At 73.0% G+C, this 18742-nt stretch carries 16 protein-coding genes and 1 pseudogene; 5 read left to right on the plus strand and 12 right to left on the minus strand.

All coding sequences use genetic code 11. From position 1 onward, the window contains the following. Positions 1–223: 223 nt before the first annotated feature. Positions 224–1975, plus strand: coding sequence for a regulator (locus BR98_RS31150; protein WP_232247702.1), 1752 nt, complete (start codon positions 224–226; stop codon positions 1973–1975). A gap of 47 nt (positions 1976–2022) precedes the next feature. On the opposite strand, the gene BR98_RS31155 is transcribed toward BR98_RS31150, so the two are convergent. After that, the gene (locus BR98_RS31155) at positions 2023–3354 is read right to left on the minus strand and encodes an NAD(P)/FAD-dependent oxidoreductase (protein ID WP_232247703.1); all 1332 of its coding nucleotides are present in this window, start codon (positions 3352–3354) and stop codon (positions 2023–2025) included. Positions 3355–3576: 222 nt separating this feature from the next. After that, positions 3577–4482 carry a TIGR01777 family oxidoreductase gene (locus BR98_RS31160; RefSeq protein WP_035850080.1) on the minus strand — a complete coding sequence of 302 codons (906 nt, stop codon included), beginning with the start codon at positions 4480–4482 and terminating at the stop codon, positions 3577–3579. A gap of 99 nt (positions 4483–4581) precedes the next feature. On the opposite strand from BR98_RS31160, the gene BR98_RS41715 reads away from it, so the two are divergent. Beyond that, positions 4582–5628: a DUF2510 domain-containing protein gene (locus BR98_RS41715; protein WP_035850082.1), complete on the plus strand. Its 1047-nt coding sequence runs from the start codon at positions 4582–4584 to the stop codon at positions 5626–5628. A gap of 21 nt (positions 5629–5649) precedes the next feature. On the opposite strand, the gene BR98_RS31170 is transcribed toward BR98_RS41715, so the two are convergent. From BR98_RS31170 to cobU, 7 genes and pseudogenes are all read right to left on the minus strand, one after another. After that, positions 5650–6165 carry a DUF4240 domain-containing protein gene (locus BR98_RS31170; protein WP_035854475.1) on the minus strand — a complete coding sequence of 172 codons (516 nt, stop codon included), beginning with the start codon at positions 6163–6165 and terminating at the stop codon, positions 5650–5652. Positions 6166–6318: 153 nt separating this feature from the next. Then, entirely contained in the window at positions 6319–8067 is a 1749-nt protein-coding gene (gene sucB / locus BR98_RS31175; protein WP_035850084.1) for a 2-oxoglutarate dehydrogenase, E2 component, dihydrolipoamide succinyltransferase, read from the minus strand. A 65-nt stretch (positions 8068–8132) separates the two neighbouring features. Continuing rightward, positions 8133–9521, minus strand: a complete 1389-nt coding sequence (gene lpdA, locus BR98_RS31180; RefSeq protein ID WP_035850086.1) for a dihydrolipoyl dehydrogenase — start codon at positions 9519–9521, stop codon at positions 8133–8135. A 467-nt stretch (positions 9522–9988) separates the two neighbouring features. Further along, positions 9989–11482: a leucyl aminopeptidase gene (locus BR98_RS31185; protein WP_035850088.1), complete on the minus strand. Its 1494-nt coding sequence runs from the start codon at positions 11480–11482 to the stop codon at positions 9989–9991. 140 nt (positions 11483–11622) lie between these two features. Beyond that, complete coding sequence (locus BR98_RS31190; RefSeq protein ID WP_035850090.1) at positions 11623–12369, minus strand: adenosylcobinamide-GDP ribazoletransferase; 747 nt, start codon at positions 12367–12369, stop codon at positions 11623–11625. Next, on the minus strand, positions 12366–13481 hold the full coding sequence (locus BR98_RS31195; protein WP_035850092.1) for a nicotinate-nucleotide--dimethylbenzimidazole phosphoribosyltransferase: 1116 nt from the start codon (positions 13479–13481) through the stop codon (positions 12366–12368). The genes BR98_RS31190 and BR98_RS31195 overlap by 4 nt, the downstream gene beginning before the upstream one ends. 118 nt (positions 13482–13599) lie before the next feature. Beyond that, positions 13600–14133 (minus strand): annotated as a pseudogene (cobU, locus tag BR98_RS31200) (bifunctional adenosylcobinamide kinase/adenosylcobinamide-phosphate guanylyltransferase); the annotation flags it as partial. A gap of 99 nt (positions 14134–14232) precedes the next feature. Here cobU and BR98_RS31205 point away from each other — a divergent pair. After that, the gene (locus tag BR98_RS31205; RefSeq protein ID WP_035850094.1) at positions 14233–14433 is read left to right on the plus strand and encodes a hypothetical protein; all 201 of its coding nucleotides are present in this window, start codon (positions 14233–14235) and stop codon (positions 14431–14433) included. A 63-nt stretch (positions 14434–14496) separates the two neighbouring features. On the opposite strand, the gene BR98_RS31210 is transcribed toward BR98_RS31205, so the two are convergent. Then, the gene (locus BR98_RS31210; RefSeq protein WP_198042317.1) at positions 14497–15213 is read right to left on the minus strand and encodes a class I SAM-dependent methyltransferase; all 717 of its coding nucleotides are present in this window, start codon (positions 15211–15213) and stop codon (positions 14497–14499) included. 227 nt (positions 15214–15440) lie between these two features. Next, entirely contained in the window at positions 15441–16043 is a 603-nt protein-coding gene (locus BR98_RS31215) for a DUF3043 domain-containing protein (RefSeq protein ID WP_407639515.1), read from the minus strand. Between the two features lie 252 nt (positions 16044–16295). On the opposite strand from BR98_RS31215, the gene BR98_RS31220 reads away from it, so the two are divergent. Continuing rightward, positions 16296–17105 (plus strand): PspA/IM30 family protein, encoded by an 810-nt coding sequence (locus BR98_RS31220; protein WP_063774867.1) that lies wholly within the window; start codon positions 16296–16298, stop codon positions 17103–17105. Positions 17106–17139: 34 nt separating this feature from the next. Continuing rightward, positions 17140–17433: a PspA-associated protein PspAA gene (gene pspAA / locus BR98_RS31225; protein WP_035850100.1), complete on the plus strand. Its 294-nt coding sequence runs from the start codon at positions 17140–17142 to the stop codon at positions 17431–17433. A 64-nt stretch (positions 17434–17497) separates the two neighbouring features. Here the strand turns inward: pspAA and nadA are convergent, their stop codons facing one another. Then, positions 17498–18679: a quinolinate synthase NadA gene (gene nadA / locus BR98_RS31230; protein WP_035850102.1), complete on the minus strand. Its 1182-nt coding sequence runs from the start codon at positions 18677–18679 to the stop codon at positions 17498–17500. Between the last annotated feature and the right edge of the window lie 63 nt (positions 18680–18742).

Consider the following 18742-nt stretch of genomic DNA (forward strand, 5'->3'; position numbering starts at 1 on the left):
TCGAAACCATGGAGGCGTGAAGGCGCCATAACCGCGCATTTCCAAACCCCGAGCGCCCCACCTTCATCGGATCGGGCGCCGTAGCTTCACCCGTTCGGGGGATGGCCTGCCCTAATCCGCCCATAGCGCCCGAATGCTCGCTACATTCACGCCGATTCCCGACAGGGGCGTCGCGCAAGGCACCGGGGGGCCGGACTGCGGCGTCCGAGAGGTGTTGACTGACATGCCCCAACGGCCTGCAACCGACAGCCCGGCCTACGGTCCGCTCGAACCACTGGACCCGCACGGACGGCACAGCGAACCCGGATCGCACGGCGAGCCGCTGCTTCCCGGCGCCACCCTGCCCGGGCAGCGCCAGGACCGACCGCTGGCCGAGCACCATCCGGACGGGCTCGCGGCGGACGCCCCGCACTCCGACCCGAGCCGCGCCCAGAACCCGCTGCTCGCGGCACTGATCGAGGAGGCCGGCTTCTCGCACGCGGGCCTGGCCCGACGGGTCGACCAGCTGGGCCTGGAACACGGCCTGGACCTGCGCTACGACAAGACCTCGGTGACCCGCTGGCTGCGTGGCCAGCAGCCGCGCGGCGCCACGCCCGCGCTGATCGCCGAGGTGTTCACCCGCCGGCTCGGCCGTCGGCTCTCCGCCCAGGACATCGGCCTGGACGCCTGCGCGCCGGTGTACGCCGGCCTGGAGTTCGCCGAGACGCCGCAGGAGGCGGTGGACATCGTCGCCAGCATGTGGCGCAAGGACACCGGGCCGCAGTCCGAGCTGCGGCGGATCGCCTTCACCCCGGCCGGCCTGGTGGTGCCCAGCCGCGACTGGCTGATCGGGCGCGGCGACGAGCAGGTCGCCCGGGACGGCTCGGCGGGCATCTACGTGCCGGGCCCGGACGGCCCGCTGTCCCGGCTCGACCCGACGGCCGAGCACGGCGACCAGCCGGCCCGCGCCGGCATCCCGGCGGGCCGGGTGCCCTCGCAGGCCCGCCGCCCGCTGGTCTCCGGCACCCGGACCGCCGCGCTGCCGCCACCGCGTCCGGAGGACCGCCCCCGGGCGCCGCGTGCCGGGCTGCGGGTGGGACGCGGCGACATCGCCGCCGTCCGCGCGGTCGGCGACCTGTTCCGCGCGCTGGACAACGCCTACGGCGGCGGCCACGCCCGCCAGGCGCTGGTCCGGTACCTGGAGAGCGAGGCCGAGCCGATGCTGCGCGGCCGCTACGGCGAGCAGATCGGCCGGGCACTGTTCGCCGCCGTCGCCGACCTGACCCGGCTGGCCGGCTGGACCAGCTTCGACATCGCCGCGCACGGCCTGGCCCAGCGCTACTTCGTGCAGGCGCTGCGGCTCTCCCAGGCGGCCGGCGACCGGGTGCTCGGCGGCTACGTGCTGATCACCATGAGCCAGCAGGCGGTGCACCTGGGCCACGGCCGGGAGGCCGTCCAACTCGCCCGGGTGGCGCAGCAGGGCGTCGGCACGGCGTCCCCCGCCACCGTCCAGTCGCTGATGCACGCCGCCGAGGCGCGCGGCCACGGGGTGCTGGGCGACGCCCGCTCCTGCACCACCGCGCTGGTCCGCTCCGAGCGCGCCCTCGCGCTGGCCCGCCCCGGCGACGACCTGCCCTCCTGGGCCCGCTACTTCGACGAAGCCCAGCTCGCCGACGAGTTCGCACACTGCTACCGCGACCTGCAGCAGTGGCGCCCGGCCGCCCAGCACGCCGAGAAGTCACTGCGCCTGCGCTCGGCCACCTACGCCCGCAGCAGGGTCTTCTGCCGCATCGTGCTGGCCGCCGCCCGCCTGGGCCTCGGCGACCTGGACGAGTCCTGCGCCCTCGCCACTGAGGCCCTGCGCGCCGCCGGCGAGATGCGCTCCGCCCGCACCGTCGAATACCTGCGCGACTTCCACCGCCGCCTCGCCCCCTACCGCGGCAGCCCCGCCGCCCGCGCCTTCGAAGAGGCAGCCCGCCAGGCGGGGGTGATCTGAGGAAGCGCCATGGGGGACGTCGCCGAACGTCCCCCATGCTGTCGCGCTCAGGCCGCCGCCCGGTCCTGGCGGACCTGGGGGACGGTGGCCAGGCCGAGGTCGCGCAGCACCGCGTCGGCTGCTCGCCGGCCGGAGACCAGGGCGCCCTGGGCGCTGCTGGTGTCGCGGTGGTCGCCGCAGACGTAGAGGCCGGCGAGGACCCGCACCGGGCGGCGGAAGTTGTGCGGTGGCGGCATGGCCGGTACCGCGTCCGGCAGGTGACGGACGCTCAGGAACTCCCACTCGCGCGCCGAGACCCCGTACAGCTCGGCCAGCCGGGCCCGTACCGCGGGCTCGAGTGCGGCCGGCCCGCCGGCGCCGAAGGCCCGGCGGCCGAGCACGGTGGTGGCCACCAGGGAGCGGCCGGCCGGGGCGTAGGACTCGTGGACCTGACTGAGGACCAGCGAGTGCGAGACCGGGGCCGGGCCGGAGCTGCGGTCGGCGTCCAGCAGCAGCACCGCCTCGTTCAACGGCGACTGGGAGGCGGTGTGGTAGTAGGTCGTCACGGAGTGGAAGTCGGGTAGCCGCAGACCGGGCAGCAGCTCGGCCGCCGAGCGGGCGTCGGTGGCCAGCACCACCGCGCGGGCGCCGATCCGACCGTGCTCGGCGGTGGCCACCCCGTCGGTGCCGACCGCGGTCACCCGCACCCCGAGCCGTACCGTGCCCGGCGGCAGGGCCCCGGCGAGCTGTCCGGGGACGGCCGCGGTGCCGGCGGCGGGCAGGGCGAGGCGGCCGCGGGCGTAGCCGCGCAGCACCAGGTCGGCGACCCGGCTGCTGGTGCCCAGTGCGGGGTCGCTGAGCAGCGCGGTGAGCAGGGGGCGCAGGAAGCCTTCCACCACCTTGGGCGGCAGGCCGCGGTCGGCCAGCGCGCGGGCGGTGGTGGTCTCGGGCCGGGTCAGCAGCCGGGCGACCGGGGTGCCGGCCAGCCGGCCGAGGGTGGCGCCGAGCCGGGCCTTCTCCAGCGGGCTGCCCAGCGGTGAACGGGCGGCGGCCTGCCTTGCGGTGGGCAGTTGCGGGGCGCCGACCCGGTAGCGGCGGCCGCCGCTGTGCACCAGCACCCCGGGTGCCAGCGGGCACAGCGCCAGGTCGTCCAGGTCGAGCCGGCGGACCAGCTCGGGAAATCCGGTGTTGAGCAGTTGGCCGCCGTGGTCCAGCCGGTATCCGTCCAGCTGGTGGCCGGCCATCCGGCCGCCGAGCCGCTCGGTCGCCTCCAGCACCTGGACCTGTAGTCCGGCGGTGGTCAACGAGCGGGCGACCGCGAGGCCGGCCAGCCCAGCGCCCACCACGACCACGTCGGGGTCGTCGGGGCGGCTGCGGCGGGCTATGTCGTGTGGGGTCACGGGCGAGCTCCCTCCCTGGTCCCGGAGCTCCGGCCGGCAGACGGCTGCGGGCGTGCCGGGACGGTCCGAGTGGGTGATGCCCCGTCAGAACCTTGATCAGGCAAGGCCATCGGCACGGATCGATGGGTACCCTGTCACGCCGGTGGCACGCCGGGGGGCACGCGCCGTCCTCGTGCGCCGTGCCGTGTGCCCCTAGCGCCTGACGGGCTCAGCCGGACCGGCTCAGAGCGCGGCCCGCACGGCGTCGTCCACCTCCGGGTGGGCGAAGCTGAACCCGGCCGCCAGCAGTTTCGCGGGCACCACCCGGTGGCTGCCCACCACCTCCACCGCCATCTCGCCCAGCACCAGCTTCAAGGCGAACTCCGGGACCGCGAACAGCGTCGGCCGGCCCAGCACCCGCCCCATCGCCGCGGTCAGCTCGGCGTTGGTCACCGGGTGCGGCGCCGTCAGGTTGACCGGCCCGCTGACCTGCGCGTTGTCGATCAGGAAGCGCAGCGCCGCGATCTGGTCGGCCAGCGAGATGAAGCTCCAGTACTGCTCGCCCGAGCCCAGCCGACCGCCCAGCCCCAGCTTGAACAGCGGGAACAGCCGTCCCCCGGCCCCGCCCTCGGCACTCAGCACCAGCCCGGTGCGCGGATGCACCACCCGGATCCCCGCCTCGGCGGCCGGCCGCGCCGCACCCTCCCAGTCCACGCAGACCCGGGCCAGGAAGTCGTCCCCGGCCGGCGCCGTCTCGTCGATCAGCCGGTCCCCGGTCTGCCCGTAGTAGCCCACCGCCGAGGCACTGACCAACACCGCGGGCGGGGCGTCCAGTTCGGCCAGCGCGGCGGCCAGGGTGCGGGTGCCGAGCACCCGGCTGTCGCGGATCTCGCGCCGGTAGGCCTCGGTCCAGCGGCGGTCGGCCACCCCGGCGCCGGCCAGGTGGACCACCGCCTCGACGCCCAGCAGGCCGGCCCGGTCCAGCTCGCCACGGGCCGGATGCCAGCCGACACCGACCGTGCCGTCGGGCCGCGGCCCGAGCTCCGAGCGCCGGCGGACCAGCCGGACCACCTGGTGGCCGTCGGCCAGCAGCGAACGGACGAGGGCGGAGCCGATCAGCCCCGTGGAACCGGTGACAGCGATGCGCATGCCGCCATCCTGGCACCCGGGCGCGGACGAAGCGGCGCTGACCCGCGCTCAGGTCGCCCACGCTGTCTGCACCGCGCGGTCGACCGATACGGTAACGCCGTGAGCAACTCCACTCCTCCCGGCTGGTACCCGGACCCCGCGACGCCCGCGCACGAGCGCTTCTGGGACGGGCGCGACTGGACGACCCGCACCCGGCCGCTCGGGCCGGTGCAGCCGGTCGCGGTCCCGGTCTCCGACGCCTCGCCCGCGTACGGGCACCCGGCGGTGCCGGAGCCGGTGGAGTCGCTGGGGTACGGGTTTCCGCCGGCCGCCCCGGTACCGGTACCGGCATCGGCGCCCGCACCCCTGTACGGGTACCAGCCGGCGCCGGGGTACTTCCCGCCGCCACCGGCCCGCAAGCGCACCGGGCTGATCGTCGGGATCCTGGCGGGTGCGCTGGTGCTGGTGGTGCTGACGGCCGGGGTCTGCATCGCGGTGCTCAAGGGCTCGGCCCGCCCCGCGCCGAGCGCCGCCCGGCCGGTGCCGCTCGCCCCTGCGCCCTCGCCCCGGGCGAGTGGCCCGGGCTCCCCGTCGTCCCCGTCGTCCCCGTCCGCTCCGCGCTCCCCTTCCAGGCCCGCGACCCCGCCGGGCTCGGCCGCTCCGGTCGCCCCGGACGGCGCCTCGGTGCTGGACGCCGCCCATGGCTGGACCGTCCCGCTGCCGGCCGGCTGGACCTCCGAGGCGCACGACGCGGCCACCTCGGTGCTGCTGGCCACCGGCCCCTACGACTGCCCCACCCCCGGCGGCTGCGTACGCGGCAACTTCTCCATCGACACCGCCACCACCGCCGGCACCGACGCCCAGACGGTGGCCCGCCAGGCCATGGACTCCTACGCCCCGCAGCTCTTCGGCCCGCTCGCCGCGCACCAGGAGCTGACCAGTGGCCCGCTCACCGTGGCCGGCCTGCCCGGCTACGCCGTCCGCTGGCACGTGGTGCCGCAGCAGGCCGCCCAGGGCTTCCTGCTGCTGATCGCCCTCCCGGCCCCCGGCGGTGGCTTCACCACCCTGGTCGGCTCGGTGGACGACGACCCGAAGGCCCCGCTGCCCGCCGTGCTCGACCAGATCGCCACCGGACTGCGCTCCGCCACCCCCGCCAACGCGGCCTGAGCGAGTGGACCCTCTGATCGCTCAATCCCCGTACAGCTCCCACAACTTGGGGAAGCGCTTCGCCATCACGGCGGGGTCCGAGAAGTCGAACGGGGAGCCCTCCGGCTGTCGCGGCTGATTGTTCCCCAGATCCGGCAGCGGCATCCCGGTGAGCTGCTCGTGCGCCTCGTCCGCCGCGTACCCGAACTCCTCCGCGTCCCCGTCCTCCTCCTCGTCGAAGTCGGGCACCAGCTCCGCCAGGTCGTCCGGATGGTGCACCGCCCCCTCGAAGACCTCCCGCCCCTGCGCGATCAGCCAACACCGGAAGAAGTCGAACGAGTCCTCCGAGGCCCCGCCCAACATCAGCTGAGCCGCCCCCCACAGCTCCCTGGTGTACGCCCGCTGGAACCGCGCCTCGAACAACCGCGCGAAGTCGATCACCTCGTCCGGCGTCAACTGCGCAAGCCGCTCCACCAACAAGTCGGCCTGGTCCTCCGGATCCCCCTCGGCGGCGTCCCGGGTCTCGTCGATGATCTGCCAGAAGTCGGTCTCGTACATCACCGCTCCAGCATCCTCGCTCCACGGCGCGACTGCATAACATCCGCGCCCGCGCCACTCCCCATGCGCCCCCGATTCGGGTGAACGGGGCAGGGAAAGACACCGCTGGCCGGCACCCCCGAGGGGATGCCGGCCAGCGTGCGTGTCCGGACCTTACAGGCCGAGCTCGACCTCGAACTCGCCGCTCTCCAGGATCTCCTTGACGGCGACCAGGTAGCGGGCGGCGTCGGCGCCGTCCACCAGGCGGTGGTCGTAGGAGAGGGAGAGGTAGGTCATGTCGCGGACGCCGATGACGGTGCCCTCGGGGGTCTCGATGACCACCGGGCGCTTGACCGTGGCGCCGATGCCCAGGATGGCGGCCTGGTTCGGCGGCACGATGACGGTGTCGAAGAGCGCGCCGCGCGAGCCGGTGTTGCTGATGGTGAAGGTGGCGCCGGACAGCTCGTCCGGGGTGATCTTGTTGCCGCGCACCTTGGTGGCCAGCTCGGCGGTCTTCTTGGAGATGCCGGCCAGGTTGAGGTCGCCCGCACCCTTGATGACCGGGGTCATCAGGCCCTTCTCGGAGTCCACCGCGATACCGATGTTCTCGGTGTCGAAGTAGGTGATGGTGCCCTCGGCGTCGTTGATCCGGGCGTTGACCACCGGGTGGCTCTTCAGCGCCTGGGCGGCGGCCTTGACGAAGAACGGCATCGGGGACAGCTTCACGCCCTCGCGGGCGAGGAAGGCGTCCTTGGCCTTGCCGCGCAGCTTCATGATCTTGGTGACGTCCACCTCGACCACGCTGGTCAGCTGGGCCTGCTCGTGCAGGGCCTTCATCATGTTGTCGCCGATGACCTTGCGCATCCGGGTCATCTTGACCGTCTGACCGCGCAGCGGGGACGGCGCGGCGGCAGCGGCCTTCGGCGCGGCAGCGGCGGCGGCCGGGGCGGCCGGAGCAGCGGCGGCGGCCTTCGCGGCCTCGGCGGCGGCGAGCACGTCCTGCTTGCGGATCCGACCGCCGACGCCGGTGCCGGTGACGGCGGAGAGCGCGATGCCCTGCTCGGCGGCGAGCTTGCGGACCAGCGGGGTGACGTAGGCGTCACCGGCGTCGGCGACCGGAGCCGGGGCGACCGGGGCGGCCGGAGCAACCGGAGCGGCCACGGGCGCCGGGGCGGCGACCGGAGCCGGAGCGGCCACCGGGGCCGGGGCGACCGGGGCGGCCACCGGGGCCGGAGCCTCGACGACCGGGGCCGGCGCGGCCACGGGGGCCGGAGCAGCGACCGGAGCCGGAGCAGGAGCAGCAGCGACCGCACCCGCCGCACCGATCAGCGCGAGCTGCGCGCCGACCTCGGCGGTCTCGTCCTCGCCGACCAGGATCTTCACCACGACACCGGCGACCGGCGACGGGATCTCGGTGTCGACCTTGTCGGTGGAGACCTCGAGCAGCGGCTCGTCGACCTCGACGGTGTCACCCTCGGCCTTGAGCCAGCGGGTCACGGTGCCCTCGGAGACCGACTCGCCGAGCGCGGGCAGCAGTACCGGGGTGGCGTCGCCGGCCGGAGCAACCGGGGCGGCGGCAGCCGGGGCCGGAGCAGCCGGCGCCTCGACGACCGGGGCCGGCGCGGCCACGGGAGCCGGAGCAGCGACCTCGGCCACCGGAGCGGCCGCGGCCACCGGTGCACCCGAGCCGTCGTCGATGATCGCCAGCTCGGCGCCCACCTCGACGGTCTCGTCCTCGGCGACCTTGATCGCCGCGAGGATGCCGGAGACCGGCGCCGGGATCTCGGTGTCGACCTTGTCGGTCGACACCTCGAGCAGCGGCTCGTCGGCCTCCACTCGCTCACCCTCGGCCTTCAGCCAGCGGGTGACAGTACCTTCGGACACGCTCTCGCCCAGCGCGGGCAGCGTTACTGAGACCGCCATGGTTTCAGCGACTCCTATCAAGTCTTGCGTTCAGGACGTGGGAAAGGGGAGTGGGGCGAGCGCGATCAGTCGTGCGCGTGCAGCGGCTTGCCGGCCAGCGCGAGGTGCGCCTCGCCGAGCGCCTCGGACTGCGTCGGGTGCGCGTGGATGAGCTGCGCGACCTCGGCCGGCAGCGCCTCCCAGTTGTAGATGAGCTGGGCTTCGCCGACCTGCTCACCCATGCGGGCGCCGACCATGTGGACGCCGACCACAGCACCGTCCTTGACCTGGACGAGCTTGATCTCGCCGGCGGTCTTGAGGATCTTGCTCTTGCCGTTGCCGGCCAGGTTGTACTTGAGCGTGACGACCTTCTCCTTGCCGTACAGCTCCACGGCCTTGGCCTCGGAGATGCCGACCGAGGCGACCTCGGGGTTGGAGTAGGTCACCCGCGGCACGCCGTCGTAGTCGATCGGCACGGCCTTCAGGCCGGCCAGCCGCTCGGCGACCAGGATGCCCTCGGCGAAGCCGACGTGGGCCAGCTGCAGGGTGGGGGCGAGGTCACCGACGGCCGAGATGGTGGGCACGTTGGTGCGCATGTACTCGTCGACCAGGACGTAGCCGCGGTCCATCGCGACCCCGACCTCCTCGTAGCCCAGGCCCTGCGAGACCGGGCCGCGGCCGATCGCGACCAGCAGCAGGTCGGCGTCGATCTGCTTGCCGTTCTCGGTGGAGACCCGGACACCGGTCTCGGTGTACTCCACGCCCGAGAAGCGGGCCTTGAGCTCGAACTTGATGCCACGCTTGCGGAAGGCACGCTCCAGCAGCTTGGAGGAGTTCTCGTCCTCCAGCGGAACCAGGTGCGGCAGCGCCTCGACGATGGTGACGTCGACGCCGAAGGACTTCCAGACGGAGGCGAACTCGACACCGATCACGCCGCCGCCGAGGATGACGGCCGACTGCGGGATCCGGTCGAGCTTGAGGGCGTGGTCGGAGGAGATGACCCGGTCGCCGTCGATGGTCAGGCCCGGCAGCGACTTCGGCACGGAGCCGGTCGCCAGCACGATGTGGCGGCCCTCGACGCGCTGGCCGTTGACGTCCACCGAGGTGCCCGAGGAGAGCCGGCCCTCGCCCTGGATGAAGACGACCTTGCGCGAGGCGACCAGGCCCTGCAGGCCCTTGTACAGGCCGGCGATCACGTCGTCCTTGTACTTGTGGACGCCGTTGATGTCGATGCCCTGGAAGGTCGCCAGCACACCGAACTCGGCGGCTTCCTTGGTCTCGTCGGCGATCTCGGCGGCGTGCAGCAGCGCCTTGGTGGGGATGCAACCCCGGTGCAGGCAGGTACCGCCCAGCTCGCCCTTCTCGATCAGGGCCACGCTCAGGCCCAGCTGAGCGGCGCGGAGCGCCGCGGCGTAGCCGCCGCTTCCGCCTCCGAGAATGACTACGTCGAAAACGGTGCTGGCGTCGTTCGCCACGTCACGTCCTCCATGCAATGGGTGTGGATCGTCCGGGCCCGTTCTGGTCCGCCAGTCTGGTTGTCCAGCTGTCGGGATGCCCTTGTGAGGCGCCCAGTCGTGCCGGAAATACATCTTCGCACTTGTTCACCGCAGCTGAAGGCCGGGTCCACCCTGTGGGGGGTCGGGCGACCCGTGGGCGGGGCTTGGTCGACCCTCCAAAGGCCCTGTCTGTGCAGGTCAGAGGCCGTGGTGGCGCGTTGTTCGGCCGGTCTGCGCCGATCGACGCCGGCGTTGATTCCACTTTGTGGAACAAAGTTTCGCCGGAGGCGAACATGCAGGTGAGTGGCGTCCCGCGCTACCGATGGGTAACCCGGTGTGAAAGTCAACAGGGCCCGGTGCCGAAACACCGGGCCCTGTCGGTCGAGCAGCGTGGAGCCAGTTGAGCAGGGTGGAACCAGTCGAGCAGGGTGGAGCAGAGCGGGTGATCAGCCCTGCGCGGTCTCCGTCGCCAGCTGCACCAGGGTGCGCACGGCGCTGCCGGTGCCGCCCTTGGGGGTGTAGCCGTACGGCGCGCCCTCGTGGAAGGCCGGGCCGGCGATGTCCAGGTGCGCCCAGTCGATGCCGTCCGCCACGAACTCCTTGAGGAACAGGCCGGCCACCAGGCCGCCACCCATCCGCTCGCCCATGTTGGCCAGGTCGGCCACCGGCGAGTCCATGCCCTTGCGCAGCTCGGCCGGCAGCGGCATCGGCCAGGACTGCTCGCCCGCGCGCTCCGCCACCGCGTGCAGCTTCTCGCGGTAGGCGTCGGTGCCGGCCATCACACCGAAGGTGCGGTTGCCGAGCGCCAGCACCATCGCGCCGGTCAGGGTCGCGACGTCCACGATCGCGTCCGGCTTCTCCTCGCCGGCCCGGACGATCGCGTCGGCCAGCACCAGGCGGCCCTCGGCGTCGGTGTTGAGCACCTCGACGGTCTTGCCGCCGTACATCCTCAGCACGTCGCCGGGGCGGGTGGCCGAGCCCGACGGCATGTTCTCGGCCAGCGCCAGCCAGCCGGTGACGTTGACCTGCAGGCCGAGCCGCTTGGCGGCGACCACGGCGGCGAACACGGCGGCGGCGCCGGACATGTCGCACTTCATGGTCTCGTTGTGGCCGGCCGGCTTGAGCGAGATGCCGCCCGAGTCGTAGGTGATGCCCTTGCCGACGAAGGCGAGGGTGGCCTTGGCCTTCGGGTGGGTGTAGGCCACCTTCACCAGCCGCGGCTTGTTCTCCGAGCCGTTGCCGACGCCCAGGATGCCGCCGAAGCCGCCCTTGGCCAGCGCCTTCTCGTCCAGCACCTCGACCTTGAGGCCGTGCTCCTTGCCCGCGGTCTGCACGATCGCGGCGAAGGACTTCGGGAACAGGTCGTTCGGCGGGGTGTTGATCAGGTCGCGGGCGCGGTTCATCTCCTCGCCCAGCACGCCGGCGCGCTCCAGCGCGGCCTTGGCGTCCTTGCTGCCCTTGCGGGTGGTCAGCACGGTCAGCTCGCCGACCGGCTCCTTGCCGCCCTCGGCGGTGCGGTACGCGGTGAAGTCGTACGCGCCCAGCAGGCCGCCCAGCGCGACCGCCTCGACCTCCTCGGCGGACTCGGCCGGCAGCGCCAGGCCGGCCTTCTTGGCACCGGCCAGGGTGCGGGCGGCCACGCCCGCCGCCCGGCGCAGCGCCTCGGCGGCGAAGCCGTCCTCGGCGAGCTCGCCGAGGCCGACCGCCAGCACGTAGCCGGCCTTGAGCCCGGCGGGGGCCGGCAGCTTGGTGGTCTCGCCCTCGCCACCGGTGGCACCCAGGGTGCTGAGGATCTCGACCAGCTTGCCGTCGAACGCCTCGGTCACCACCTCGGCGCCGGAGGCCACCACCAGGCCCTTGGGACCCTTCGCCACACCGATCACCAGGGCATCCGCGCGCAGCGCGGCGGCGGAGGAGGTGCTCACAGACAATGCAGTCACGTAAATGCGTCCTGTTCTTTCGCGGTCCACGGCCGGATGTGCGGCATGGCTACAGCCCCAGCATGCTCCGCCGTGACGGCGCAGGGCTACGGTGCTCCCCGCATGGTAGTCCGCATAGTGGGATGGTGTGTCCCCTGGGATCAGGCCCAGAGCGCCAGGCACACCAGGGCACCGGTGGCCGACGTCTCCACCAGGGCGCCGAGCACGTCACCGGTGATCCCGTCGAACCGCTGCACGCACCGGCGCAGCAGCAGCGCCGCGGCGAGCTGACCGAGGACCAGGGCGAGTGCGTAGCGCGGATGAAGGACGGTCAGGAGCAGTGCCCCGAGGGCGGTGACGGCGAGCGCCTGCGCCGGGGCGACGGTGGCGGCCACCATCGCGCCCAGCCCACCGGGACGCGCGGGCGGCACCGAGCGCAGGCAGCCCCAGCCGAGCGCGCACCGACCGGCCACCGCGGCGGTCAGCACGGCGAGCGCGCCGCGCGCGGGGGAGTGGGCGAACTGACCCGCCAGGCAGGCCACCTGAGCGAACAGCACGAGAACCAGCGTCAGCACGCCGAACGGCCCGATGTCGGACTGCTTCATGATGCGCAGCGCGTCCTCGGCGGGCTTGCCGCTGCCCAGGCCGTCGGCCACGTCGGCCAGCCCGTCCAGGTGCAGGCCCCGGGTGAGCACCGCCAGTGCGGCGACGGCGGCCACCGCGCCGAGCAGCGCCGAGCCGCGCCAGGCGAGCAGCGCGCCGAGCCCGCCGGCCAGTGCGCCGAGCACCGCGCCGACCAGCGGCGCGGCGAGCATCGCGCGCCCGGCCGAGGGACGGTCCCAGCGCTCCACCCGTACCGGCAGCACCGACAGGGTGCCGAAGGCGAACCGCAGGCCGTGAGCCTTCAGAGCTGGCCCAGCAGTTCGGCCGCCGTCGGCAGCTTCGCCGGCTCGCGGGGCGCGGCCGGGGCGGACGGGACGAACGCCTCCTCGGCCAGCGCGTCCGAGGCGGCCTGCAGCAGCGGCAGCGCCAGCAGCGCGCCGACACCCTCGCCCATGGTGATCTTCTGGTCGTGCAGCGGGGTCAGGGTCAGCCGGTCGTAGGCCTTGGCCAGCGCGGGCTCACCGGTCAGCGAACCGGCCCGCCACCACTCGGGCGCGCGGAACGAGATCCGCTGCGCCACCAGCGCACAGGCGGCCGAGACCACGCCGTCCAGCACCACCGGCAGGCGGCGCACCGCGGCCTGCAGCAGGAAGCCGGTGATCGCGGCGAAGTCGGCGCCGCCGGTGGCCGCGAGCAGCGCCAGCTGGTCGCCGAGCACCGGACGGGCCCGGCGCAGCGAGTCGCGGACGGCGGCGCACTTGACCATCCACACCTTGTCGTCGATGCCCGAGCCGCGCCCGCAGACCGCGGCCGCGTCGGTCCCGCAGAGCGCGCCGATCAGCACCGCGGCAACCGTGGTCGAGCCGACCCCGAGGTCGCCCAGGACCACCAGGTCGGTGCCGAGCTCGGCCTCCTCGTCGGCGATCGCCATGCCGATCGCGAAGGCCTGCGCGGCCTCGGCCGCACTGACCGCGTTCTCCAGGTCGATCCGGCCGGAGCCGCGGCGCACCCGCTGCCGGGTGACCTCCTCGGGGAACTCCGCCTCGGGGGCGTCGACCGCCAGGTCCACCACCCGCACCTCGGCGCCGAACCGGCGGGCCAGCTTGGCCACCGGAGCGCTGCCGTCCAGCACCGCGTGCACCCGGCGGGCGGTGCCGCCCTCGGCGGGGAGCTTGGAGACGCCGAGCGAGGCGATGCCGTGGTCGCCGGCGAAGAGCAGCACCTTGGGCGCGGTGATCGCCCGGACCGGGGTGGCCCCCTGGACCGAGGCCAGCCAGTTGCCCAGCTCCTCCAACTGCCCGAGGCCGCCGCGCGGCTGGTCCAGGGCGAGCCAGCGTTCCTCGGCCGCGCGCCGGGCGGCGTCGTCGGGGCGCTCGACGAGCGAGGCGAAGGTATCGAGATCCACGGTGGTGTCCATCGCGGGGAACCTTACCAATCGGGGGTCACGGTGTCCGTGGCACGGCGTCGTTCACCGGTACTGCGTCGTTCACCGGTACTGCGTCGTTCACCGGTACTGCGTCGGTCGGCGCCGCGTCCTTGATGGCCAGCACCTGACCGGCCACCACCAGCAGCACCCGGTCCGCGGCCTCGGCGACCGCCATGTTCAGTCGGCCCAGGGTGTCCCGGAACCGTCGACCGGCGGCGGTGGCCGGCACCACGCCCATCCCGACCTCGTTGCTGACCAGCACCACCTGACGGTGGGTCAGTCGGACCGCCTCGGCCAGCTCGGTGCAGCGCTTGGTCACGGCGGCCTCGGAGAAGCGGGCCCAGTTGCCGTCGTCCCAGGCGTTCGCCCGGTCCATCACCGCGGTCAGCCACAGGCCCAGGCAGTCGACCAGCACCGGCGCCGGGTCCTCGCGGTCGGCCAGGATCCGGTCCAGCTCGACCGTCTCGGCGGTGCGCCACCCGGCCGGGCGCCGTTCGCGGTGCAGCGCCACCCGCTGCGCCCACTCGACGTCCCCCTCCCGGGTGCCACCGGTGGCCACGTAGAGGACGTCGGGATGTGCGAGCAGCAGCTGTTCGGCCCGGGTGGACTTGCCGGACCGCGCGCCGCCGAGGATCAGGGTGCGTGCCATACGCTCCATCCTGGCTCACCCGGGTTGAGCGATGCTTACCAGGGTTGAGCGACGGCACGGCGGGCAGCCTGCCAGCCTAGGAGAGGAGTTCGCATGGTGTGGACGTGGCGGTATGAGGCGGCCGACGGAACGGTGATCACGCCGGAGGGCGGGGTCGAGGAGTTCTCCAGCCAGGGTGACGCCGAGTCATGGATCGGCGAGGAGTGGAAGCGCCTGCTGGAGGAGGGCGTCGACAAGGTGGTGCTGCTCGAGGACGAGCAGGTGATCTACCCGATGAGCCTGCACGAGTCCTGAGCCGGTCCGCACGCGGCCGGACACCGTCGTTGCTCGGACACCGTCGGTACCCGGACACCGTCGTTACTTGGTCCCCACCAGGTGCAGCAGTGCGGCCACCTGACGGTACGGGTCCTCGCGGCCGGCCCGGTCCTCGGCGTCGAGCAGCTGGCCGAGCTGGCGGCCGTCCACCGGCGCGGCGTGGTCCGGCATGGCGTCGGTGAAGACCCGCACGCCGTACCAGGCCTGCAGCGGTACCGAGACCTCGCGCAGGGTGGTGGCCAGGTCGGCCAGCCGGTCGGCGCGGGCGGTCAGGCCCAGGCGGTTGGCGTAGTGGTCGGAGTCGAAGGCCTGCAGCGCCGCCCGCCAGTCGCCGCTCAGCCCGGCCCGCATGGCCAGCGCGTCCCGGTTGCGAGCCAGCAGCGAGAGCAGCCCGCCGGGGGCCAGCATCCGGGCCAGCGAGGCGATCAGGGGGTCCGGGTCGGGCAGGTACATCAGCACGCCGTGGCAGAGCACCACGTCGAAGCTGCCCGGGCCGAACCAGCGGCCGCAGTGGTGTCCGTCCCCGCTCAGCAGCCGGACCCGCTCGCGCACCTGCGGCGGCTCGGCGGCCAGCACGGCCTGTGCGGCGCCCAGGGTGACCGGGTCGGAGTCCAGACCGGTGATCAGGTGGCCGGCCCGGGCCAGCCGGACCGCCTGGGTGGCCTGGCCGCAGCCGACGTCCAGGACCCGCAGTGGGGCCGTGGTGGCCCGCTCGCCGAAGTGCGCGGTGATCCGCTCGGTCAGCTGGCGGCTGACCATCTCCTGGCGGACCAGGTTGTGCAGGCCGCCCTGCCGCTCCAGCCAGGCCCCGGCGCCGCCGGCGAAGGAGCCGCTGCGGGCGGGCAGGCCGTGGTGACCGTAGTCGTACCCGGTGGCGCGGTCGTAGCCGTGGCCGCGGTCGTGTTGGCCACCGGCCTGGCCGGGCAGCGCGTACAGACCGGGTCCCGGCGCGGCGGGGGCCCAGTCGTACGGCAGCGGATCCGCGGTCAGGGGTGCTCGCCCCGCTTCACCTGCGGCTTGGGCAGCCGCAGTCGGCGCATCTGCAGGTTGCGCATCAGGCCGTAGCCGACCGCGCCGCGCAGGTTCTCGTTCGGGAACCGGTTGGCGAGGGCCTTGCGCAGGCCCAGCCCCAGGCGCAGGAAGTCGATCACGACCAGCACGAAGAAGAGCAGGAAGAGCACCGTGGAGAGCAGCTGCAGGGTCTGCACCCGGACCACGCTGAGCACCAGGATCACCACCGCGAACGGCAGGAAGAACTCGGCCAGCGACCAGCGCGAGTCCATGTAGTCGCGGGTGAAGCGGCGCACCGGGCCCTTGTCACGTGCGGGCAGCGCCCGCTCGTCACCGTTGAGCAGTGCCATCCGCTGCTTCTCGCGCTCGGCGCGCATCCGCTCGCGCGACTGCTTGGCGGCCTCCTTGCGGTCCTTGGGCACGGTCACCCTGGTCCGTCGGTGGGCCTCTGCCTCGCTGCGCTTGGGCGTCGGGCGGCCCTTCTTGGCCTGCGGGTCGCGGGCGTTACTGGCTGCGTCATCCTGCTCGGCCAGCGCGGTGGCGGAGGAGGGCGCTTCATCTGAACGGCGTCGGAACACATGACAAGCGTACGTGCTGGCCGCACAATGCCGCGTCCCCCGGTTCTGCCGGGGTTCGGCCCTGTCAGGGGAAGGGCCTGCGGATCCACCCGTGGGATGAGGCAGGAACGGGTGTGGTCGTAGCAGTCTTGTTGCAGGTAGGTGTACTGCGGTGAGGGCCTCGCTACCCATACACTCGCAGTAGATTTCGGTACGAGATAGCAACCACAGCCCGGTAGAAGGGGGCACCCGAGGCCCATGAGCGACGGAATCATGAAGCGTATGGGGCTGATCTTCCGGTCCAAGGCGAACAAGGCCCTGGACCGGGCGGAGGACCCGCGCGAGACGCTCGACTACTCGTACCAGAAGCAGCTCGAACTGCTGCAGAAGGTGCGCAGGGGCGTGGCGGACGTCGCCACCTCGCGCAAGCGCCTGGAGCTCCAGCTGACCCAGCTCCAGCAGCAGTCCGCGAAGTACGAGGACCAGGGCCGCAAGGCGCTCTCGCTCGGCCGTGAGGACCTGGCCCGCGAGGCGCTGACCCGTAAGTCGGCGATGCAGTCCCAGATCAACGATCTGCAGGTGCAGTACCAGCAGCTGCAGGCCGAGGAGGAGAAGCTCACGCTCGCCTCCCAGCGCCTGCAGGCCAAGGTGGACGCCTTCCGCACCAAGAAGGAGACCATCAAGGCCACCTACACGGCTGCCCAGGCGCAGACCCGGATCGCCGAGTCCTTCTCCGGGATCTCGGAGGAGATGGGCGACGTCGGCCTGGCGATCCAGCGGGCCGAGGACAAGACCGCGCAGATGCAGGCCCGGGCCGGTGCGATCGACGAGCTGCTGGCCTCCGGCGCGCTCGACGACAACAGCGGGCTCGGCCGCAAGGACGACATCGAGGCCGAGCTGGAGCGGGTGGCCGGCGGCAGCGACGTCGAGCTGGAGCTGGCTCGGATGAAGGCCGAGCTCGGCGGTGGCGGGTCCGGCCCGGCCGCGATCGAGCAGGGCAACGGCGGCGCCGCGCAGCAGCACCAGGGTGGCCAGGGGGGCCAGCAGGACACCCCGCCGCCCACCATCAACTACCAGAAGTAACCCCCCCGTCTCGACAGCAGGGAGATACACCGGCATGATCATGCGGATCATGGGTGAGGGCCAGTTCGAGGTGGCGGACGAGCACCTGAACCGGCTGAACCAGCTCGACGACGAGCTGCTCGCCGCACTGGATTCGGGGGACGAGACGGCCTTCCGCGGCACCCTGGGCAAGCTGCTCGGTGCGGTGCGTGAGGTCGGCGCCCCGGTGGCCGACGACTACCTCGGTCCGTCGGACTCGATCCTGCCGCAGGACGGCGCGACCATCGAGGACGTCCGGCAGCTGCTGCGGACTGAGGGCGACGGGCTGATTCCGGGGATCCCGGAGTAGGTCGGCGGACATACGAGAGGGCGGCACCCCGGTCGGGGTGCCGCCCTCTCGCGTACGGCCGGGACTACGGCAGCGCCAGCATCCGGTCCAGCGCGGCCTTGGCGTACTTCTCGGTCTCCGGGTCGACCGTGATCACGTTCGGCACCCGGCCCTCGACCAGCGACTCCAGCGCCCAGACCAGGTGCGGCAGGTCGATCCGGTTCATGGTCGAGCAGAAGCAGACCGAGCGGTCCAGGAAGACGATCTCCTTGTCCGGGTGCGCCTTGGCGAGCCGGCGGACCAGGTTGAGCTCGGTGCCGATGGCCCACTTGGAGCCGGGCTCGGCGGCCTCCAGGGCCTTGATGATGTACTCGGTCGAACCGACCTGGTCGGCGGCGGCGACCACCTCGTGCTTGCACTCGGGGTGCACCAGCACGTTGACGCCGGGGATCCGCTCGCGGACCTCGTTGACCGAGTCCACGGTGAAGCGGCCGTGCACCGAGCAGTGCCCGCGCCAGAGGATCATCTTGGCGTTCCGCAGCTGCTCGACGGTCAGGCCGCCGTTCGGCTTGTGCGGGTTGTAGAGCACGCAGTCGTCGAGCGAGAAGCCCATGTCCCGCACCGCGGTGTTGCGGCCCAGGTGCTGGTCGGGCAGGAAGAGCACCTTCTGGCCCTGCTCGAAGGCCCACTCGAGGGCCCGCTTGGCGTTGGACGAGGTGCAGATGGTGCCGCCGTGCTTGCCGGTGAAGGCCTTGATGTCGGCGGAGGAGTTCATGTACGAGACCGGGACGGTCTCCTCGGCTATGCCGGCCTCGGTCAGCACGTCCCAGCACTCGGCGACCTGCTCGGCGGTGGCCATGTCGGCCATCGAGCAGCCGGCCGCCAGGTCGGGGAGGATCACCTGCTGGGCCGCGCTGGTGAGGATGTCGGCGGACTCGGCCATGAAGTGCACGCCGCAGAAGACGATGTACTCGGCCTCCGGGCGGGCCGCCGCGTCCCGGGCGAGCTTGAAGGAGTCGCCCGTGACGTCGGCGAACTCGATCACCTCGTCGCGCTGGTAGTGGTGCCCCAGGATGAAGACCCGGTCGCCGAGCGCGGCCTTGGCGGCGCGGGCGCGCTCGACCAGGTCGGGGTCGGAGGCAGGCGGCAGGTCGCCGGGGCACTCGACCCCGCGCTCGCTGTTCGGGTCGGCGTTGCGGCCGAGCAGCAGCAGGGCAAGCGGCGTCTGGGTCGGCTCGGCGAACGTGGTGTCAAGGGTGGTGGTCACGGGCGGGTGCCCTCCTGTGCGGCCGGACGCTCCCAGCCTTCTCGTCTATCTGACGCTATCTAT

It is taken from the genome of Kitasatospora azatica KCTC 9699 (assembly GCF_000744785.1).
Taxonomy (GTDB): domain Bacteria; phylum Actinomycetota; class Actinomycetes; order Streptomycetales; family Streptomycetaceae; genus Kitasatospora; species Kitasatospora azatica.